Annotated in this window: 12 protein-coding genes; 6 read left to right on the top strand and 6 right to left on the bottom strand. The window is 59.6% G+C overall.

Annotation, left to right across the window (positions count from 1 at the left end; all coding sequences use genetic code 11):
• Positions 1 to 3: 3 nt before the first annotated feature.
• The 4 genes from BW33_RS23300 to yaaA form a co-directional block, all read right to left on the bottom strand.
• Positions 4 to 1,173, bottom strand: coding sequence for an alginate biosynthesis protein Alg44 (locus tag BW33_RS23300; RefSeq protein ID WP_047601444.1), 1,170 nt, complete (start codon positions 1,171 to 1,173; stop codon positions 4 to 6).
• Positions 1,174 to 1,208: 35 nt separating this feature from the next.
• On the bottom strand, positions 1,209 to 2,690 hold the full coding sequence (alg8, locus tag BW33_RS23295; protein WP_442965415.1) for a mannuronan synthase: 1,482 nt from the start codon (positions 2,688 to 2,690) through the stop codon (positions 1,209 to 1,211).
• A 379-nt stretch (positions 2,691 to 3,069) separates the two neighbouring features.
• Positions 3,070 to 4,386, bottom strand: coding sequence for a nucleotide sugar dehydrogenase (locus BW33_RS23290; protein ID WP_047601441.1), 1,317 nt, complete (start codon positions 4,384 to 4,386; stop codon positions 3,070 to 3,072).
• A gap of 810 nt (positions 4,387 to 5,196) precedes the next feature.
• A complete protein-coding gene (gene yaaA, locus BW33_RS23285; protein ID WP_047601440.1) occupies positions 5,197 to 5,976 on the bottom strand; it encodes a peroxide stress protein YaaA in 780 nt (259 codons plus the stop codon).
• Positions 5,977 to 6,275: 299 nt separating this feature from the next.
• Here yaaA and BW33_RS23280 point away from each other — a divergent pair, with 299 nt between their 5' ends.
• The 6 genes from BW33_RS23280 to BW33_RS23255 all read left to right on the top strand — a co-directional run bounded on the left by BW33_RS23280 (position 6,276) and on the right by BW33_RS23255 (position 11,486).
• The gene (locus tag BW33_RS23280; RefSeq protein ID WP_442965416.1) at positions 6,276 to 7,352 is read left to right on the top strand and encodes a polysaccharide deacetylase family protein; all 1,077 of its coding nucleotides are present in this window, start codon (positions 6,276 to 6,278) and stop codon (positions 7,350 to 7,352) included.
• A gap of 337 nt (positions 7,353 to 7,689) precedes the next feature.
• Complete coding sequence (locus tag BW33_RS23275; RefSeq protein ID WP_027610931.1) at positions 7,690 to 9,084, top strand: PhoH family protein; 1,395 nt, start codon at positions 7,690 to 7,692, stop codon at positions 9,082 to 9,084.
• A 238-nt stretch (positions 9,085 to 9,322) separates the two neighbouring features.
• Positions 9,323 to 9,796 (top strand): cyclic pyranopterin monophosphate synthase MoaC, encoded by a 474-nt coding sequence (moaC, locus tag BW33_RS23270; protein WP_047601435.1) that lies wholly within the window; start codon positions 9,323 to 9,325, stop codon positions 9,794 to 9,796.
• On the top strand, positions 9,793 to 10,035 hold the full coding sequence (moaD, locus tag BW33_RS23265; RefSeq protein ID WP_047601433.1) for a molybdopterin converting factor subunit 1: 243 nt from the start codon (positions 9,793 to 9,795) through the stop codon (positions 10,033 to 10,035). Before moaC ends, moaD begins: the two co-directional genes overlap by 4 nt.
• Before the next feature lie 3 nt (positions 10,036 to 10,038).
• A complete protein-coding gene (moaE, locus tag BW33_RS23260; protein ID WP_047601432.1) occupies positions 10,039 to 10,491 on the top strand; it encodes a molybdopterin synthase catalytic subunit MoaE in 453 nt (150 codons plus the stop codon).
• Positions 10,492 to 10,709: 218 nt separating this feature from the next.
• Complete coding sequence (locus tag BW33_RS23255; RefSeq protein WP_047601431.1) at positions 10,710 to 11,486, top strand: ABC transporter substrate-binding protein; 777 nt, start codon at positions 10,710 to 10,712, stop codon at positions 11,484 to 11,486.
• A 112-nt stretch (positions 11,487 to 11,598) separates the two neighbouring features.
• Here the strand turns inward: BW33_RS23255 and BW33_RS23250 are convergent, their stop codons facing one another.
• Both BW33_RS23250 and BW33_RS23245 read right to left on the bottom strand, forming a co-directional pair.
• A complete protein-coding gene (locus tag BW33_RS23250; RefSeq protein ID WP_047601429.1) occupies positions 11,599 to 12,225 on the bottom strand; it encodes a helix-turn-helix transcriptional regulator in 627 nt (208 codons plus the stop codon).
• Positions 12,226 to 12,317: 92 nt separating this feature from the next.
• A complete protein-coding gene (locus BW33_RS23245; protein WP_047601428.1) occupies positions 12,318 to 13,445 on the bottom strand; it encodes an NAD(P)/FAD-dependent oxidoreductase in 1,128 nt (375 codons plus the stop codon).
• Positions 13,446 to 13,474 lie beyond the last annotated feature (29 nt).

Genomic DNA, 13,474 nt, shown 5'->3' with positions numbered 1-13,474 from the left:
GACTTAAAGACCGGCGGCCATGGCTTTGTCGATCAGCCAGTTCAGGTTCGGACCACGGTCGCTGTTCACTTCCACCGGGCGGCCGGCGAAGCTGCTGTCCAGTGGTTCGTCCGGCTGGATCTGCACGCGGATGTCGGAGGACAGGTCGGCGCTTTTCAGGCTGGTGCTGCTGACGATCTTGCCGGTGCGGGTCTGGTCTTCGCCGGCGATCTGGAAGCTCACTGGCGTCCCCGGACGCACGTCGCCGAACTGGCGATAGGAGAAGCGCGCATCGACGGTGGCCTGGGTGTTGCGTGGTACCAGGGTGAAGATCACGTCGCCCTTGCTCGCGTACTGACCGTCAGCCACCAGTTGCTGGGCCACGGTGCAATCGCAAGGCGAGGTCAGGGTGCCGGTCATCTGCTTGCCGAACAGTTCTTCAACCTTGGCCGGTTGCAACTGGTCTTCGTCGAGATGGCCCTTGAGCACGTCGAGCATGCTGGTGCTGAAGGTCGCCAGCGGAGCGCCTTTGGCGGCGACGCCATCGGACTTGACCAGGCTCTGCACGGTGCCGTCACGCGGCATGGTGATGTTCATCCCCGGCACGCTGACCAGACCTGCTTGCGCATGGCTGACGAAGTACATGCCGTACACCGACTTGAACACGAAACCGAACGCGACCAGACCGATGGCGAAAATGCCGGCGCTGAAAGTCACGGCTTTCAGACGCCCGAACGGGGTCATGCCGCTGCCGCCGTCCTTGACCTTGCGCGCCTTGGTGAAGTTGTCGCGCTGCAGGGTCGCCAGCACTTCACCCATGCTGACGATGTCGCCGGCCAGGTGCGAAGTGATCAGGTGACGCAGGGTCGAGATGTCCTGCGGTTCCAGGTTCTGGAACTGGCAACCGACGCGGCCGGTCTGGCGATCGTAGGAGCGCACTTGCAGTTCGACGTCCATGGCCAGGCCGAGGTTGTCGATGACGAACTGCAGGCGCGCCTTGTACACGTCGCCGGTCTTGAGCGGCAGTTGCCCGGCGTTGAACGCCAGACCACCGGCGGACAGGTCGAGGACCCGCGCTTCGACCGGCGTCCGGTCTGGGCCGAAGAAACGCAGTTTGGCCGGAATTTTCACTCGGGCGTGCTGGCGCTGGGCTTCGGATTCATGCACTACGTTGGCGTTGACGGCGGTATTCATGGGGGCGATTTCCTTGTTAATTCAATAGGGGCAGGTCAGACCATCATCAGCAGCACGGCGACGAAAATGCTGCCGGCGGAGAAGGTCATGGTCCGAGACGACCAGGTGTTGAACCAACGTTGAAAGCTGGCGAGATCACGGGTCAGGGAAGTGGGTTGGCGCGTCCAGGATTGCTGGTCGAGGCGGAAGAACACGTAGATCTTCACCAGCGCACCGACGATCTGGTTGTAATACAGAATCACGGGATAGGCCGGGCCGATCCGGTGACCGGAGCACGACAGCAACAGGGTCAGAATCAGGCGGGTGATACCGATCCACAGCAGGTAGGCGAGGATGAACGCGCCGCCGTACTTGAAGCTGGCGATGAGGGCCACGGTCAGGCCCAGCAGCGAGGTCCACATCGACACGCGCTGGTCGAACAGCACCACCGAGGTGAAGGCGCCGAGGCGTTTCACACCCAGGCCCAGCGCTCGCGAGTTCTGGCGCAGGTTGTTGCCGTACCAGCGGAACATCAGCTTGCGGCTGGCCTTGATGAAGCTCTTTTCCGGCGGATGCTCAACGGTGTTGATCGCGGCGTCCGGCACGTAAAAGGTGTCGTAACCCAGGCGCATCAGGCTGAACCAGCTCGACTTGTCGTCGCCGGTGAGGAACTTGAAACGGCCCAGGCGCCAGTGTTGCAGCGAGTCGCTTTCGACGTCGGCGATGAATTCCGGATCGGTCACCACGGTGGCACGGAACACCGACATGCGCCCGGTCATGGTCAGCACGCGCTTGGACAGGGCCATCGAGCACATGTTGATGTGACGCTGGGCGAAACGCAGCTTGTGCCATTCGCTCATGATGTAGCCGCCGCGCACTTCGCAGAACTCGTTGGTGGTCAGGCCACCGACGTTGCCGAACAGCTGGAACCACGGCACGGTCTTGCGCACGGTGCCTTCGCCGAGCACGGTGTCGCCGTCGATCACGGCCACCACGGCGCGGTCGTCCGGCAGGTGACGGGAGATCGCGCGGAAACCGTAGGCCAGGCCATCGCGTTTGCCGGTGCCGGGAATGCGCACGAAGTCGAGCTTCACCCGGTCTGGCGGATTCATCCGCGCCCATAGCGCTTTGACCAGCAGCTCATCGGACATTTCGACGATCGAGCAGACCACGGTGGTCGGCAGTTCGCAGTCGATGGCTTCGCGGATCACCGAGCTGTAGACCTGCGCGGTGGTCAGCGCGTCGATACGGAAACTGGTGACCATCAGAAACACATGCGACGGGTCCGCCGCTTTACCCAGCTTGCGCACTTTGCGGCGCAGGTGCGGGTAAACGATGTAGAGAAAAATCATGCCGCGCACAAAGTGCGTTGCACCCATCGAGTAGCGCCAGATACCCACGGCGCCAATCAGGAAAATGAAGTCCTTCGACTCGGAGTCGAATGTGGACGCGGGCAGCATCAAGGCCAGGCCCATTAACAAACTGAGGTAAAACAGCCAACCGGCGGCCTGAAATAGGCCGTGCTTTAGCCTGTGCATAATCTGCATCCGTCTCTATCTCGGGCGAGCCCGATGGGGTTAAGGCAGGCTTACAAAAACTGCGATGTCACACGCAATTCGGGCGAACCCTGTAGGTGCTGCCGAAGGCTGCGATCTGTTGATCTTTACGGGTTCACTCAGAACTCAAGCGAGCCGGGTAAAGATCGCAGCCTCGTTTCACTCGTCAGCTCCTACAGGGGGCATCGGATTCGGGCGAACCCTGTGTAGGAGCTGCCGAAGGCTGCGATCTGTTGATCTTTACGGGTTCACTCAGGACTCAAGTGGTCCCGGTAAAGATCGCAGCCTTCGGCAGCTCCTGCATTTGGGTTCACGGAGGTGTTGCGCGGCGTCGCGGATGCGGCGCCGTGCAACGTCTGCCTTACCAGCAGATACCTTCAGTGCGAGTACCTGGGTTGGTGGCTTTGGCCATGAAACCGACCAGGTCGATGACCTGTTTGCCCTGCGGTGCTTCCTGGGCCAGCGCGCGGAATTTCTCGTCGCGGTTGCCGAGGATGATCACGTCGGAGTTGTCGATCACCGAATCGAAGTCCGAGTTGAGCAGGGACGACACGTGCGGGATCTTCGACTCGATGTAATCCTTGTTCGCGCCGTGAACACGGGCGTACTCGACGTTGCTGTCGTAGATGCTCAGGTCGTAACCCTTGCCGATCAGCATCTCGGCCAGTTCCACCAGCGGACTTTCGCGCAGGTCGTCGGTACCGGCCTTGAAGCTCAGGCCGAGCAGGGCGACTTTGCGTTTGTCGTGGCTTTCAACGATGTCGAAAGCGTTCTGCACTTGCGATTCGTTGCTGCGCATCAGCGAGTTGAGCAGCGGCGCTTCGACGTCCAGCGAACCGGCGCGGTAGGTCAGGGCACGCACGTCTTTCGGCAGGCACGAACCGCCGAAGGCGAAGCCCGGGCGCATGTAGTACTGGGACAGGTTGAGGGTCTTGTCCTGGCAGACCACATCCATCACTTCACGGCCATCGACGCCGACCGCTTTGGCGATGTTGCCGATCTCGTTGGCGAAGGTCACTTTGGTCGCGTGCCAGACGTTGCAGGTGTACTTGATCATCTCGGCAACTGCGATGTCCTTGCGGATGATCGGCGCGTCGAGTTCTTCGTACAGCGATTGCAGAACGTCGCCCGAGGCTTTGTCGAACTCGCCGATGACGGTCATCGGTGGCAGGTCGTAGTCCTTGATCGCGGTGGATTCACGCAGGAATTCCGGGTTGACCGCGACGCCGAAATCGACGCCGGCCTTCTTGCCCGAGCAGTCTTCGAGAATCGGGATCACCACGTTGGCGACGGTGCCCGGCAGCACGGTGCTGCGAACCACGATGGTGTGGCGGGTGGTTTTTTCACGCAGCACGAAACCGATCTCGCGGCACACGGCCTCGATGTAGTTCAGTTCCAGGTCGCCGTTCTTCTTGCTCGGCGTACCGACGCAGATCATCGACAGGTCGGTGTCACGAATCGCCTCGGCGAAGTTGGTCGTACCGCGCAGACGACCGGTCTCGATGCCCTGAGCCAGAAGTTCGCCCAGACCCGGTTCAACAATCGGCGACTTGCCGGCGTTGATCATATCGATCTTGTCTTTGGCAACATCGACGCCAACCACGTCATGGCCCCGTGCAGACAGGCAACCGGCACATACTGCGCCAACGTAACCCAAACCAAATATGCTGATGCGCATCGCAATTACCTCTGTGTTTTATCAAGCCGTTAGATGGCCGGAGTTAATGGTGTTCAGCGGTCATAGTGCACTCGAAAGTGCGGCAAACAGGCGCCACAATGCCGTGTGCAGGCATACTAAGTTCCGAGTGTCTAAATAAGTGCACTCAAGATGTGCGCAACTAGGCCTGGTTGTTATGACTTGCCCTGTTATGCAGCGGATCTTCTTGCCGGAAGACTCTTGTGCATGTGTTCAGTCCACCTGATGTCGGGCGAAAGGCCCGTAGATCAAGCGGTTGGGTGCTCAGGCGAGCACAATTACAGGGGCGCAGCCTTGGCCTTGTAGAGGATGTTTATGGTGCGTATCACCTATCCATCGTTAGTTGATCAGATGAGTGAACCATCTAGGCAAGTTGCTATGACAACTTGGTTACATGGTTCTCCGCTCTGCGTAAGTTATCTCGTACAAACTCGGCGAGAATCGTTACCGGTGGTATGAGCTATGCATTTGGACATAGTTCCTACCCGCTCATCGCGAAAGCTGAAATTTTTTGAAATATTGCCAAAGATGGCACTGGTCTCAATTTGATAGCACTTTCGATTTGGGCCTTTATTAATCGGCGCGTAATCGAGCTAGATAGTTTTGTGCCACTACCGTAAAAAAATTTACGTGCCACTACTGAAAAAAAGTGCGGCTGTCGAGTGAAACTAAAATTAGAATTGCGAGGGACGATTCTATGGCGCCAATAAAACGGCGAAATGTCGCGAGGGATTTTTGACGTCGTGCGAGCTGCACGACTCTTAATAGACAGAGTCGTGCAATGGGCATGCTTTATTCCGGGGCGTGGTCGCGCAGAAATACCAGATTGTCCGGTTTCGACTGCTCGGCGCTGTAGCGATAACCCTGCACATCGAACTGTTTGAGCAGGGCGGGATCGTTGATTTTTTCCTGAATCACGAAACGGCTCATCAGGCCACGGGCCTTCTTCGCATAGAAGCTGATGATCTTGTACTGACCGTTCTTCAGGTCCTTGAAGTCGGTGTTGATGATCCGCGCGTCAAGGGCGTTGCGTTTGACCGCCGAGAAGTACTCATTGGACGCCAGGTTCAGCAGCACGTCGTCACCTTGCTCGGCCAGCGCTTCGTTGAGCCATTCGCTGATGCGGGTGCCCCAGAACGCGTACAGATCCTTGCCACGGGCGTTGGCCAGTTTGGTGCCCATTTCCAGACGATACGGTTGCATCAGGTCCAGTGGACGCAACAGGCCATAGAGACCGGACAGCATGCGCAGGTGCTTTTGCGCATAGTCGAACTGGGCTTCGCTGAACGATTGCGCATCGAGGCCGGTGTACACGTCACCCTTGAACGCGAGCAGCGCCTGCTTGGCGTTTTCCGGGGTGAAGGCGGGCGTCCAGCTGCCGAAACGCGCGGCGTTGAGGCCGCCGATCTTGTCGGACACGTGCATCAGTTCGCTGATCTGTGCCGGGCTCAATTCGCGCAGTTGCCGGATCAGTTCCTGGGAATGGTCCAGGTATTGCGGCTGGGTAAAGCGCTGGGTCGCCGGCGGTGTTTCGTAATCGAGGGTCTTGGCGGGGGAAATCACCATCAGCATGAAGTCGTCTCCTTTAATCGTGGGGGCGATTCTAGGGGGTTGGCCGAGTTGACTCCAGCTATGAGCGTGATAGGTGATCGATGGTGTCATGGAAAAGATCGCAGCCTTCGGCAGCTCCTACAGGTTACGGTCGACTGTTGAATGCCTTTGCAGGAGCTGCCGAAGGCTGCGATCTTTTGATCTTTCTTTTTGATTGTCCTGCGATCACCCGCGATATAGTGCCGCGCGGGTTTTGTTATGGAGACACCCCTTTGCGCATTGTTCTTTTATTCACCGCGTGGCTGTTGAGTTGCGGGGCCATGGCGGCGCCGGGCGATGTGGCGACGCTGGATCGCAGCACCTGGCCGGAGCAACTGAGCAGCCCGACGCTGTTCGACGTCGCCTCGCGCGCGGAAATCCTCATGTTCGCCCGTGGCCTGCTCGGCACCGAGGCGCTGGACGAGGCCGCGCTGGCCCAGCGCCTTGGTCTGCGCACGGTCAACGTCGACGCGATCAGCAGCCTGCGCCAGCGGCTCTGGGAACGGCTGTTGGCCAACTACAACTTCGCCCAGCAGAGCTGCGATCAGGATGCCTCGTTCTGCTTCCTCGTCGAGGATCTGCAAACCCTGCGCGAGCAGGCCGCCAAGTTCGTGGTCAGCGACGACAGCTATTACACCAAGTGGACCGAGCCGAGCCGCTTGTTTCATCTGCAGTACCTGGACGAGCTGATGCGCAAGGCTGCGCTGTCGCCGCAAACCAGCAGCGAAATCGATCGTTTTGGCGACTACGAGCGCAGCGGCGAAGAGATGCACGATCGGCTGTTTCTGCTGAGTTTCGACAGCGCCGCCAATCTGCAGCCGGACAACACCGACTGGATTGCCGATTACCTGCGCAAATCCAACCTCAGCGGTACGTTCTTTGTGTTGGGCAAGGATGTGCAGGCGCGACTGGCGGATCGCTCGGCAAGCAACCTGCAATCGGAGTTCTCGAAACAGTGTGTGGGCGTGCAGGGTTGGGAGTTCCGTTCCCACAGCTATTGGCAGGACTGGCAGGACTCGGTGCGCCGCAGCGCCGATCTGGTGAAGAACAAGTTGCCGGAAAACTACGTGCCGCTGTTTCGTCCGCCCGAGGGTCAGCGCCGCAGTGATGCCGGCAGCTTCTTGCGCAATCAGGGCCTGCAAGTGGCGCTGTGGGACATCGACGCACAGGACGGCGCCGGCAAGCTCAAGGGCGCACAGAGCGCGCAGCGAGTGCTGACCCTGATGCTGTTGTGGCGCCACGGGGTGATCAATTTCAACATGAAACAGGATGCGGTGAAGACCGCGTTGCCGTGGCTGATCACGCAAACTGCGCAAAGCGGCATCGGCTTTGAGGACTGTCAGGACGGGTTTCGCTGACAAACGGCAAAAGCCCGGAAACATTGGGCTTGGGGCGATTTTTTTAGAAGATTCGATGCAGGCGGACTTCCGACTTTAGCGGGGTCTGGACGGTCCGCCAAGGGCTTTTCGTCACTCTGCAAAATAAACTTAAAAAAACCGTCAAAGTGCTTTTTTATGTCATGGGTTTTGGAGTATTACGAAGACAGACCGCCGAAACCTGCAACACAGGTGGCGTCTTCCAAGACTCCTTTTGTGTGCAGTTCATCCAGGCCCTCGTGGATGAATTCGGCAGTCACTTCGAGGCGCAGCACCGCCCAGGTATTGCGTCGAATGGCTCCCACAAAGGTGACCGAGTATGGATGATCACGGACGTAGCCCTTCTTCCAACCAGCCAATCCTTTATGTACTCGATACCAACGTATTGATTCACGATCCAAATGCCCTGCTGAATTTCGAAGAACACCACGTCGCGATCCCGATGACCGTGCTCGAAGAGCTGGACAAGCTCAAGAGCGGCCATCACAGCGTTGCTGCCGAATGCCGCCAGGCGATCCGGCTGATCGACAAGACCCTGGGCGATGCCTCCCCCGAAGACGTCGAACTGGGTGTGCCGATTCAGCGCGGCAAGGGCGGCCCAAAGGGCTTGCTGTCAATTCTGATGAGCAAACAGGCCGAGTCGAACCTGATTCTGCCCGAGCATCTGAACGACAACAAAATCATCAACCAACTGATCGACCTGCACACCCGTGATCCGAAGAAGGCCGTGGTGCTGGTCACCAAAGACATCAACATGCGCCTCAAGGCGCGCGCCTGCGGGATCGATGCCGAGGACTACAGCACCGACCAGTTGGTCGATGACGTGTCCCTGCTGCCCAACGGCTACCACAACATGACCGGCTCCTTCTGGGACCGCGTCAGCAAGGTCGAAACCCGTCAGGATCACGGCCGCACCTGGCATCAGGTGCAGTTGATCGACAACCTGCCGGCGGTGCACATCAACGAGTTCATCATTGACGAACAAGGCTTTGTCGGCTGGATCAAGGAAATCCAGGAAGACAAACTACTGATCCTCGACCTGCATCAGGAACCGCTGCTGCATCAGGAAGCCTGGGGCCTCAAGCCACGGGACATCTACCAGAGCCTGGCGCTGTATGCGCTGCTGGATCCGGACATTCACCTGGTCAACCTGTCGGGTGCGGCGGGTTCGGGTAAAACCATTCTGGCACTGGCCGCAGCGATCGAGCAGACCATGGTCAGCAAGCGTTATCGCCGGATCATCGCAACGCGCAGCGTGCAGGGCCTGGACCAGGAAATCGGCTTCCTGCCCGGCACCGAAGCGGAAAAAATGGAGCCTTGGCTGGGCGCCATCACCGACAACCTCGAAGCCTTGCACATGGATGACGAAAACACCCATGGCAGCGTCGATTACATCCTCAGCAAAGTGCCGTTGCAGTTCAAATCGCTCAACTACATTCGCGGTCGCAGCTTCCAGCAGAGCCTGATCCTGATCGACGAATGCCAGAACCTCACGCCGCACCAGATGAAAACCATCATCACCCGGGCCGGCGCCGGTTCCAAAGTGGTGTGCCTGGGCAACCTGGCACAGATCGACACCCCTTACCTGTCCGCGACCAGTTCCGGGCTGACCTACCTGACCGAACGCTTCAAGGATTTCCCCAACGGGGTGCACATCACCCTGCAAGGGGTGCCACGCTCGATCCTGGCCGAATACGCCGAATCGCATCTGTAACCCTTCCAACAAAATCGGGCGGCCCAAAAGCCGCCCGGTTTTTTATTGATAAATGCATATCCCCTGTGGGAGCGAGCCTGCTCGCGAATGCGGTGTATCAGTCGACATCTATAGTGAATCTGAATCCGCTTTCGCGAGCAGGCTCGCTCCCACAGGGTGCAACGGTGAATTCATAATCAGTGATGCGGAAATTTGACCCACAGGTTTACAATCCACGCTCCTGATCAGGAGTAATCCCGTGCTGACTCATCTCGATTCCCAAGGTCGCGCCAACATGGTCGACGTCACCGAAAAAGCCGTGACGTTCCGTGAGGCGACGGCCCAAGCGCTGGTGCGCATGCTGCCCGAAACCCTGCAGATGATCGTCAGCGGCGGCCATCCCAAGGGCGACGTGTTTGCCGTGGCGCGCATTGCCGGCATTCAGGCGGCGAAGAAAACCAGCGATCTGATTCCGCTGTGCCATCCTCTGATGCTGACCGGGGTCAAGGTCGAACTCATCGCTGAAGGCGACGACAGCGTGCGCATCGTCGCCCGTTGCAAGCTGTCCGGGCAGACCGGCGTGGAGATGGAAGCACTGACCGCTGCCAGCGTCGCGGCGCTGACCATCTACGACATGTGCAAAGCGGTGGATCGCGGCATGGTCATCGAAAGCGTGCGCCTGCTGGAGAAGGTCGGCGGCAAGAGCGGGCATTTCCAGGCGGAGCAGCCATGAAGCTGACGGTTAAATTCTTTGCTCGTTATCGTGAAGCGCTGGGCGTGGATTCGGTCGAGGTCGAGGGTCGTTTCGATACCGTCGAAGACGTGCGCGCATTGCTCGCGCAACGCGATGGCGCCGAAGTGCTGAGCGAGCAGAACCTGATGTGCGCGCGCAATGAAGACCTGTGCCAGCTCGACGAGCCGGTGAGCGATGGCGACGAAGTGGCGTTTTTCCCCACCGTGACCGGAGGCTGAGCCATGGCGATTCGGGTGCAATCCACGGCGTTCGATCCCGGCGCTGAAGTCAACGTGATGCACGCGGCGAATGTCGGTGTCGGCGCGGTGGTGAGTTTTGTCGGTTATGTGCGCGACTTCAATGACGGGTTGGATGTGGCGGGGATGTTCCTCGAACATTATCCGGGCATGACCGAAAAAGCCCTCGGCAAGATCGCCGTCGAGGCCGAGCAACGCTGGCCGCTGCTGAAGCTCGAAGTGCTGCACCGTATCGGCGCGCTGGAGCCGGGCGAGCCGATCGTGTTTGTCGGTGCGGCCAGCGCCCATCGCCAGGCGGCGTTCGACGCCTGCGCCTTTGTCATGGACTACCTGAAAACCCGTGCGCCGTTCTGGAAGAAAGAGAACACCAGCGACGGCCCGCGCTGGGTCGAAGGGCGTGACAGTGATCACGCCGCCGCAGATCGCTGGAAGAAATAATCTCTGCGTTGTCAGCAAAAAGATCGCAGCCTTCGACAGCGCCTACATTGGGTCGGCGTTCCCCTGTAGGCGCTGCCGAAGGCTGCGATCTTTTTGCTTTTCCCACCGATTGACGGCTTGTACATAAAAGTCCAGTATGGATTTACAAGTACAAAAAACCGTTCCAGCTCTTTTTCTTCTGTCTTGCCAAACCAACAACGACCCGCGAGAGAACGAACATGAAGAAACTCCCCCTGATCACCGGTCTGGCCCTGAGCCTGTTGGCGTGCACCAGCTCGTTTGCCGCCGAGAAGACCCTGCGCATCGGCATCGAGGCCGCTTATCCACCGTTTGCGTCGAAAACCGACAAGGGCGAAATCGTCGGTTTCGACTACGACATCGGCAACGCCCTGTGCGCGCAGATGAAGGTCAAGTGCGTGTGGGTCGAGGGTGAGTTCGATGGCCTGATTCCTTCGTTGAAAGTGAAGAAAATCGACATGGCTTTGTCGTCGATGACCATCAACGAAGACCGCAAGAAGTCGGTGGATTTCACCCACAAGTACTACTTCACGTCGTCGCGACTGGTGATGAAAGAAGGCGCTACGGTCGATGACCAGTATGCCAGCCTCAAGGGCAAGACCGTCGGCGTGCAGCGCGCCACCACCACCGATCGTTATGCCACCGAGGTGTTCGAACCGAAGGGCATCAACGTCAAGCGCTACGGCAACAACGAAGAAATTTACATGGACCTGGCGGCCGGGCGGCTCGACGCGATTTTCGCCGACACCATTCCACTGAACGATTTCCTGTCGATGCCACGCGGCAAGGGCTATGCGTTTGTCGGGCCGGAGCTGAAGGATCCGAAGTACGTGGGCGAGGGCGCGGGGATTGCGGTGCGCAAGGGCAATACCGAGCTGGTCAGCGAGTTGAACACGGCCATCGACGGGATTCGTGCGAGTGGCGAGTATCAGAAGATTTCCGAGAAGTATTTCAAGTCCGACATCTACGGCGACTGATAGAAAAGATCGTCCGATCGCGGCCCGAGCCTGCGGCAGCTCCTACATGGGAATGAGTTCTCCTGTAGGAGCTGCCGCAGGCTCGGGCCGCGATCGGACGATCTTTTGATCTTCAGCCCTTCAATTCCTTCAAATGCTTGTACACCGTCGCCCGCCCCATGTTCAGCACATTGGCCACATAGTTCGAGGCGCTCTTGCCCTTGAACGCGCCTTCGGCGTGCAGCGCCAGCACCAGTTCGCGCTTGTGATCGCGGGTCAGCAGATTCAGGCTCAGCTGCCGCTCGCGCAGCCAGGCGTGGAGGAAGGTGTTGATGCGTTCCTGCCAGTCATCGCGAAACAGTGAATCCGGCTGCGGGATCAGTTTGCTCGGCGACAGGAACAGATCCAGCGCAGCCTTGGCATTCTCGAACAACGAAATATTCAGGTTGATGCACAGCACCGCCAGCGGCCGCTCTTCGCTGTCGCGCAGCACGGTGCTCAGGCTGCGTATCTTCTGGCCGTCCCAATTGAGCTTTTCGTACGGGCCGATGTTGCGCTCACTGACCTCCTCGCTGAGCATGTCTTCAAGCGATGAATCGTCGCCGATCTCGCGCTTGGACAGGTTGTTGGCGATGTAGTCGACCTTCTGTGTACGCAGGTCGTGCAGCACCACTTCGGCGTGGGGAAAGAACAGCGTGGCGATGGCGTCGGCGATGGCACGGAAGTTATCCAGTGCCGAATCGAATTCGGGGGCGGTCATGATTGTGGAGCTCCAGGCAGCGTCAGCGCCCCCGTGCACGGAGGCGCTGCGAGTGTGCCGCAATCCGTTGGGCGCGTCATCCGCAGGGGCCATCAGCGCAGCCGTGAAGGGGAGAGCATGGCGCTGCTCAGGCCGAACTGTTGCAGCGGCTCGGGCAGCGGCTGACCACGCGCCAATGCCGCGCTGGCCTGGCCCATGGCCGGTGAAGTCTGAATGCCGTAACCGCCCTGGGCCGCGACCCAGAACAGCCCCTGCACCTGCGGATCGAAACCGCTGAGCAGATCACCGTCGGCGACGAAGCTGCGCAGTCCGGCCCAGGTGCGGGTCGGGCGGCGGATGGTCAGGGTCGTGGCTTCTTCGATCTGGTAGATGCCCATGGCGATGTCCAGCTCTTCCGGCTGCACGTCGTGCGGTTCGACCGGGTCGGCGTTGGCTGGCGAGCCGAGGAACATCCCGGCGTCGGGCTTCATGTAGAACGATTCGTCGAGGCTGACCAGCATCGGCCAGTGATGAATGTCCACGCCCTCGGGCCCGGCGAAAATGAACGCCGCGCGACGTTTCGGTTGCAGGCCCAGCGCTTGGGCGCCAGCCAGCGCGCCGATCTGGTCGGCCCAGGCGCCGGCGGCGTTGATGATGATCGGGGCGCTGAAGGCCTGGCCGTTGGTTTGCACCTGCCAGAGGCCATCGGCATCGCGCGTCAGGCCCAGCACCTCGCAATCGGTGAGCACCTCGCCGTTGTTGCGGCGGATACCGCGCAGGTAGCCCTGATGCAGGGCGTCGGTGTCGATGTCGCTGGCGGTCGGGTCGTAGATCGCGCCGTGGACTTTTTCCCGGCGCAGGATCGGCAGACGGGCGCAGGCTTCGTCGGCGCTGAGCAGCTGCATCTCTGGCACCGTGGCTTTGGCGCTGAGGTACTGGTTGTTCAGTTCGGCGGCGTCACCGCTGAAGTCCACGGTCATTTCGCCGCGCGGCGTCAGCAAAGGATGCTCGCAGAAACCGCTCGGCGGATGGTCGAAAAACTCACGGCTGGCCAGCGTCAGCGCCCGCACCTGCGGCGTGCCGTAGGCCGCGGTGTAGAGCGCCGCGGAACGTCCGGTGGAGTGATAGGCCGGGTGCGATTCACGTTCGAGCACGATCACTTTGGCGTGGGGCGACAGCCAGAAACCGGTGGAAGCGCCGGCAATCCCGCCGCCGATGATGATGAAATCTGCCTGGCTCATGAAAATCTCCTGAGTCATTGAGGATCTCT

This window comes from Pseudomonas sp. RIT288 (assembly GCF_000631985.1).
Taxonomy (GTDB): domain Bacteria; phylum Pseudomonadota; class Gammaproteobacteria; order Pseudomonadales; family Pseudomonadaceae; genus Aquipseudomonas.
The sequence above is the reverse complement of the archived record's forward strand: the minus strand, read 5'-3'. Positions and strand labels throughout refer to the sequence as shown.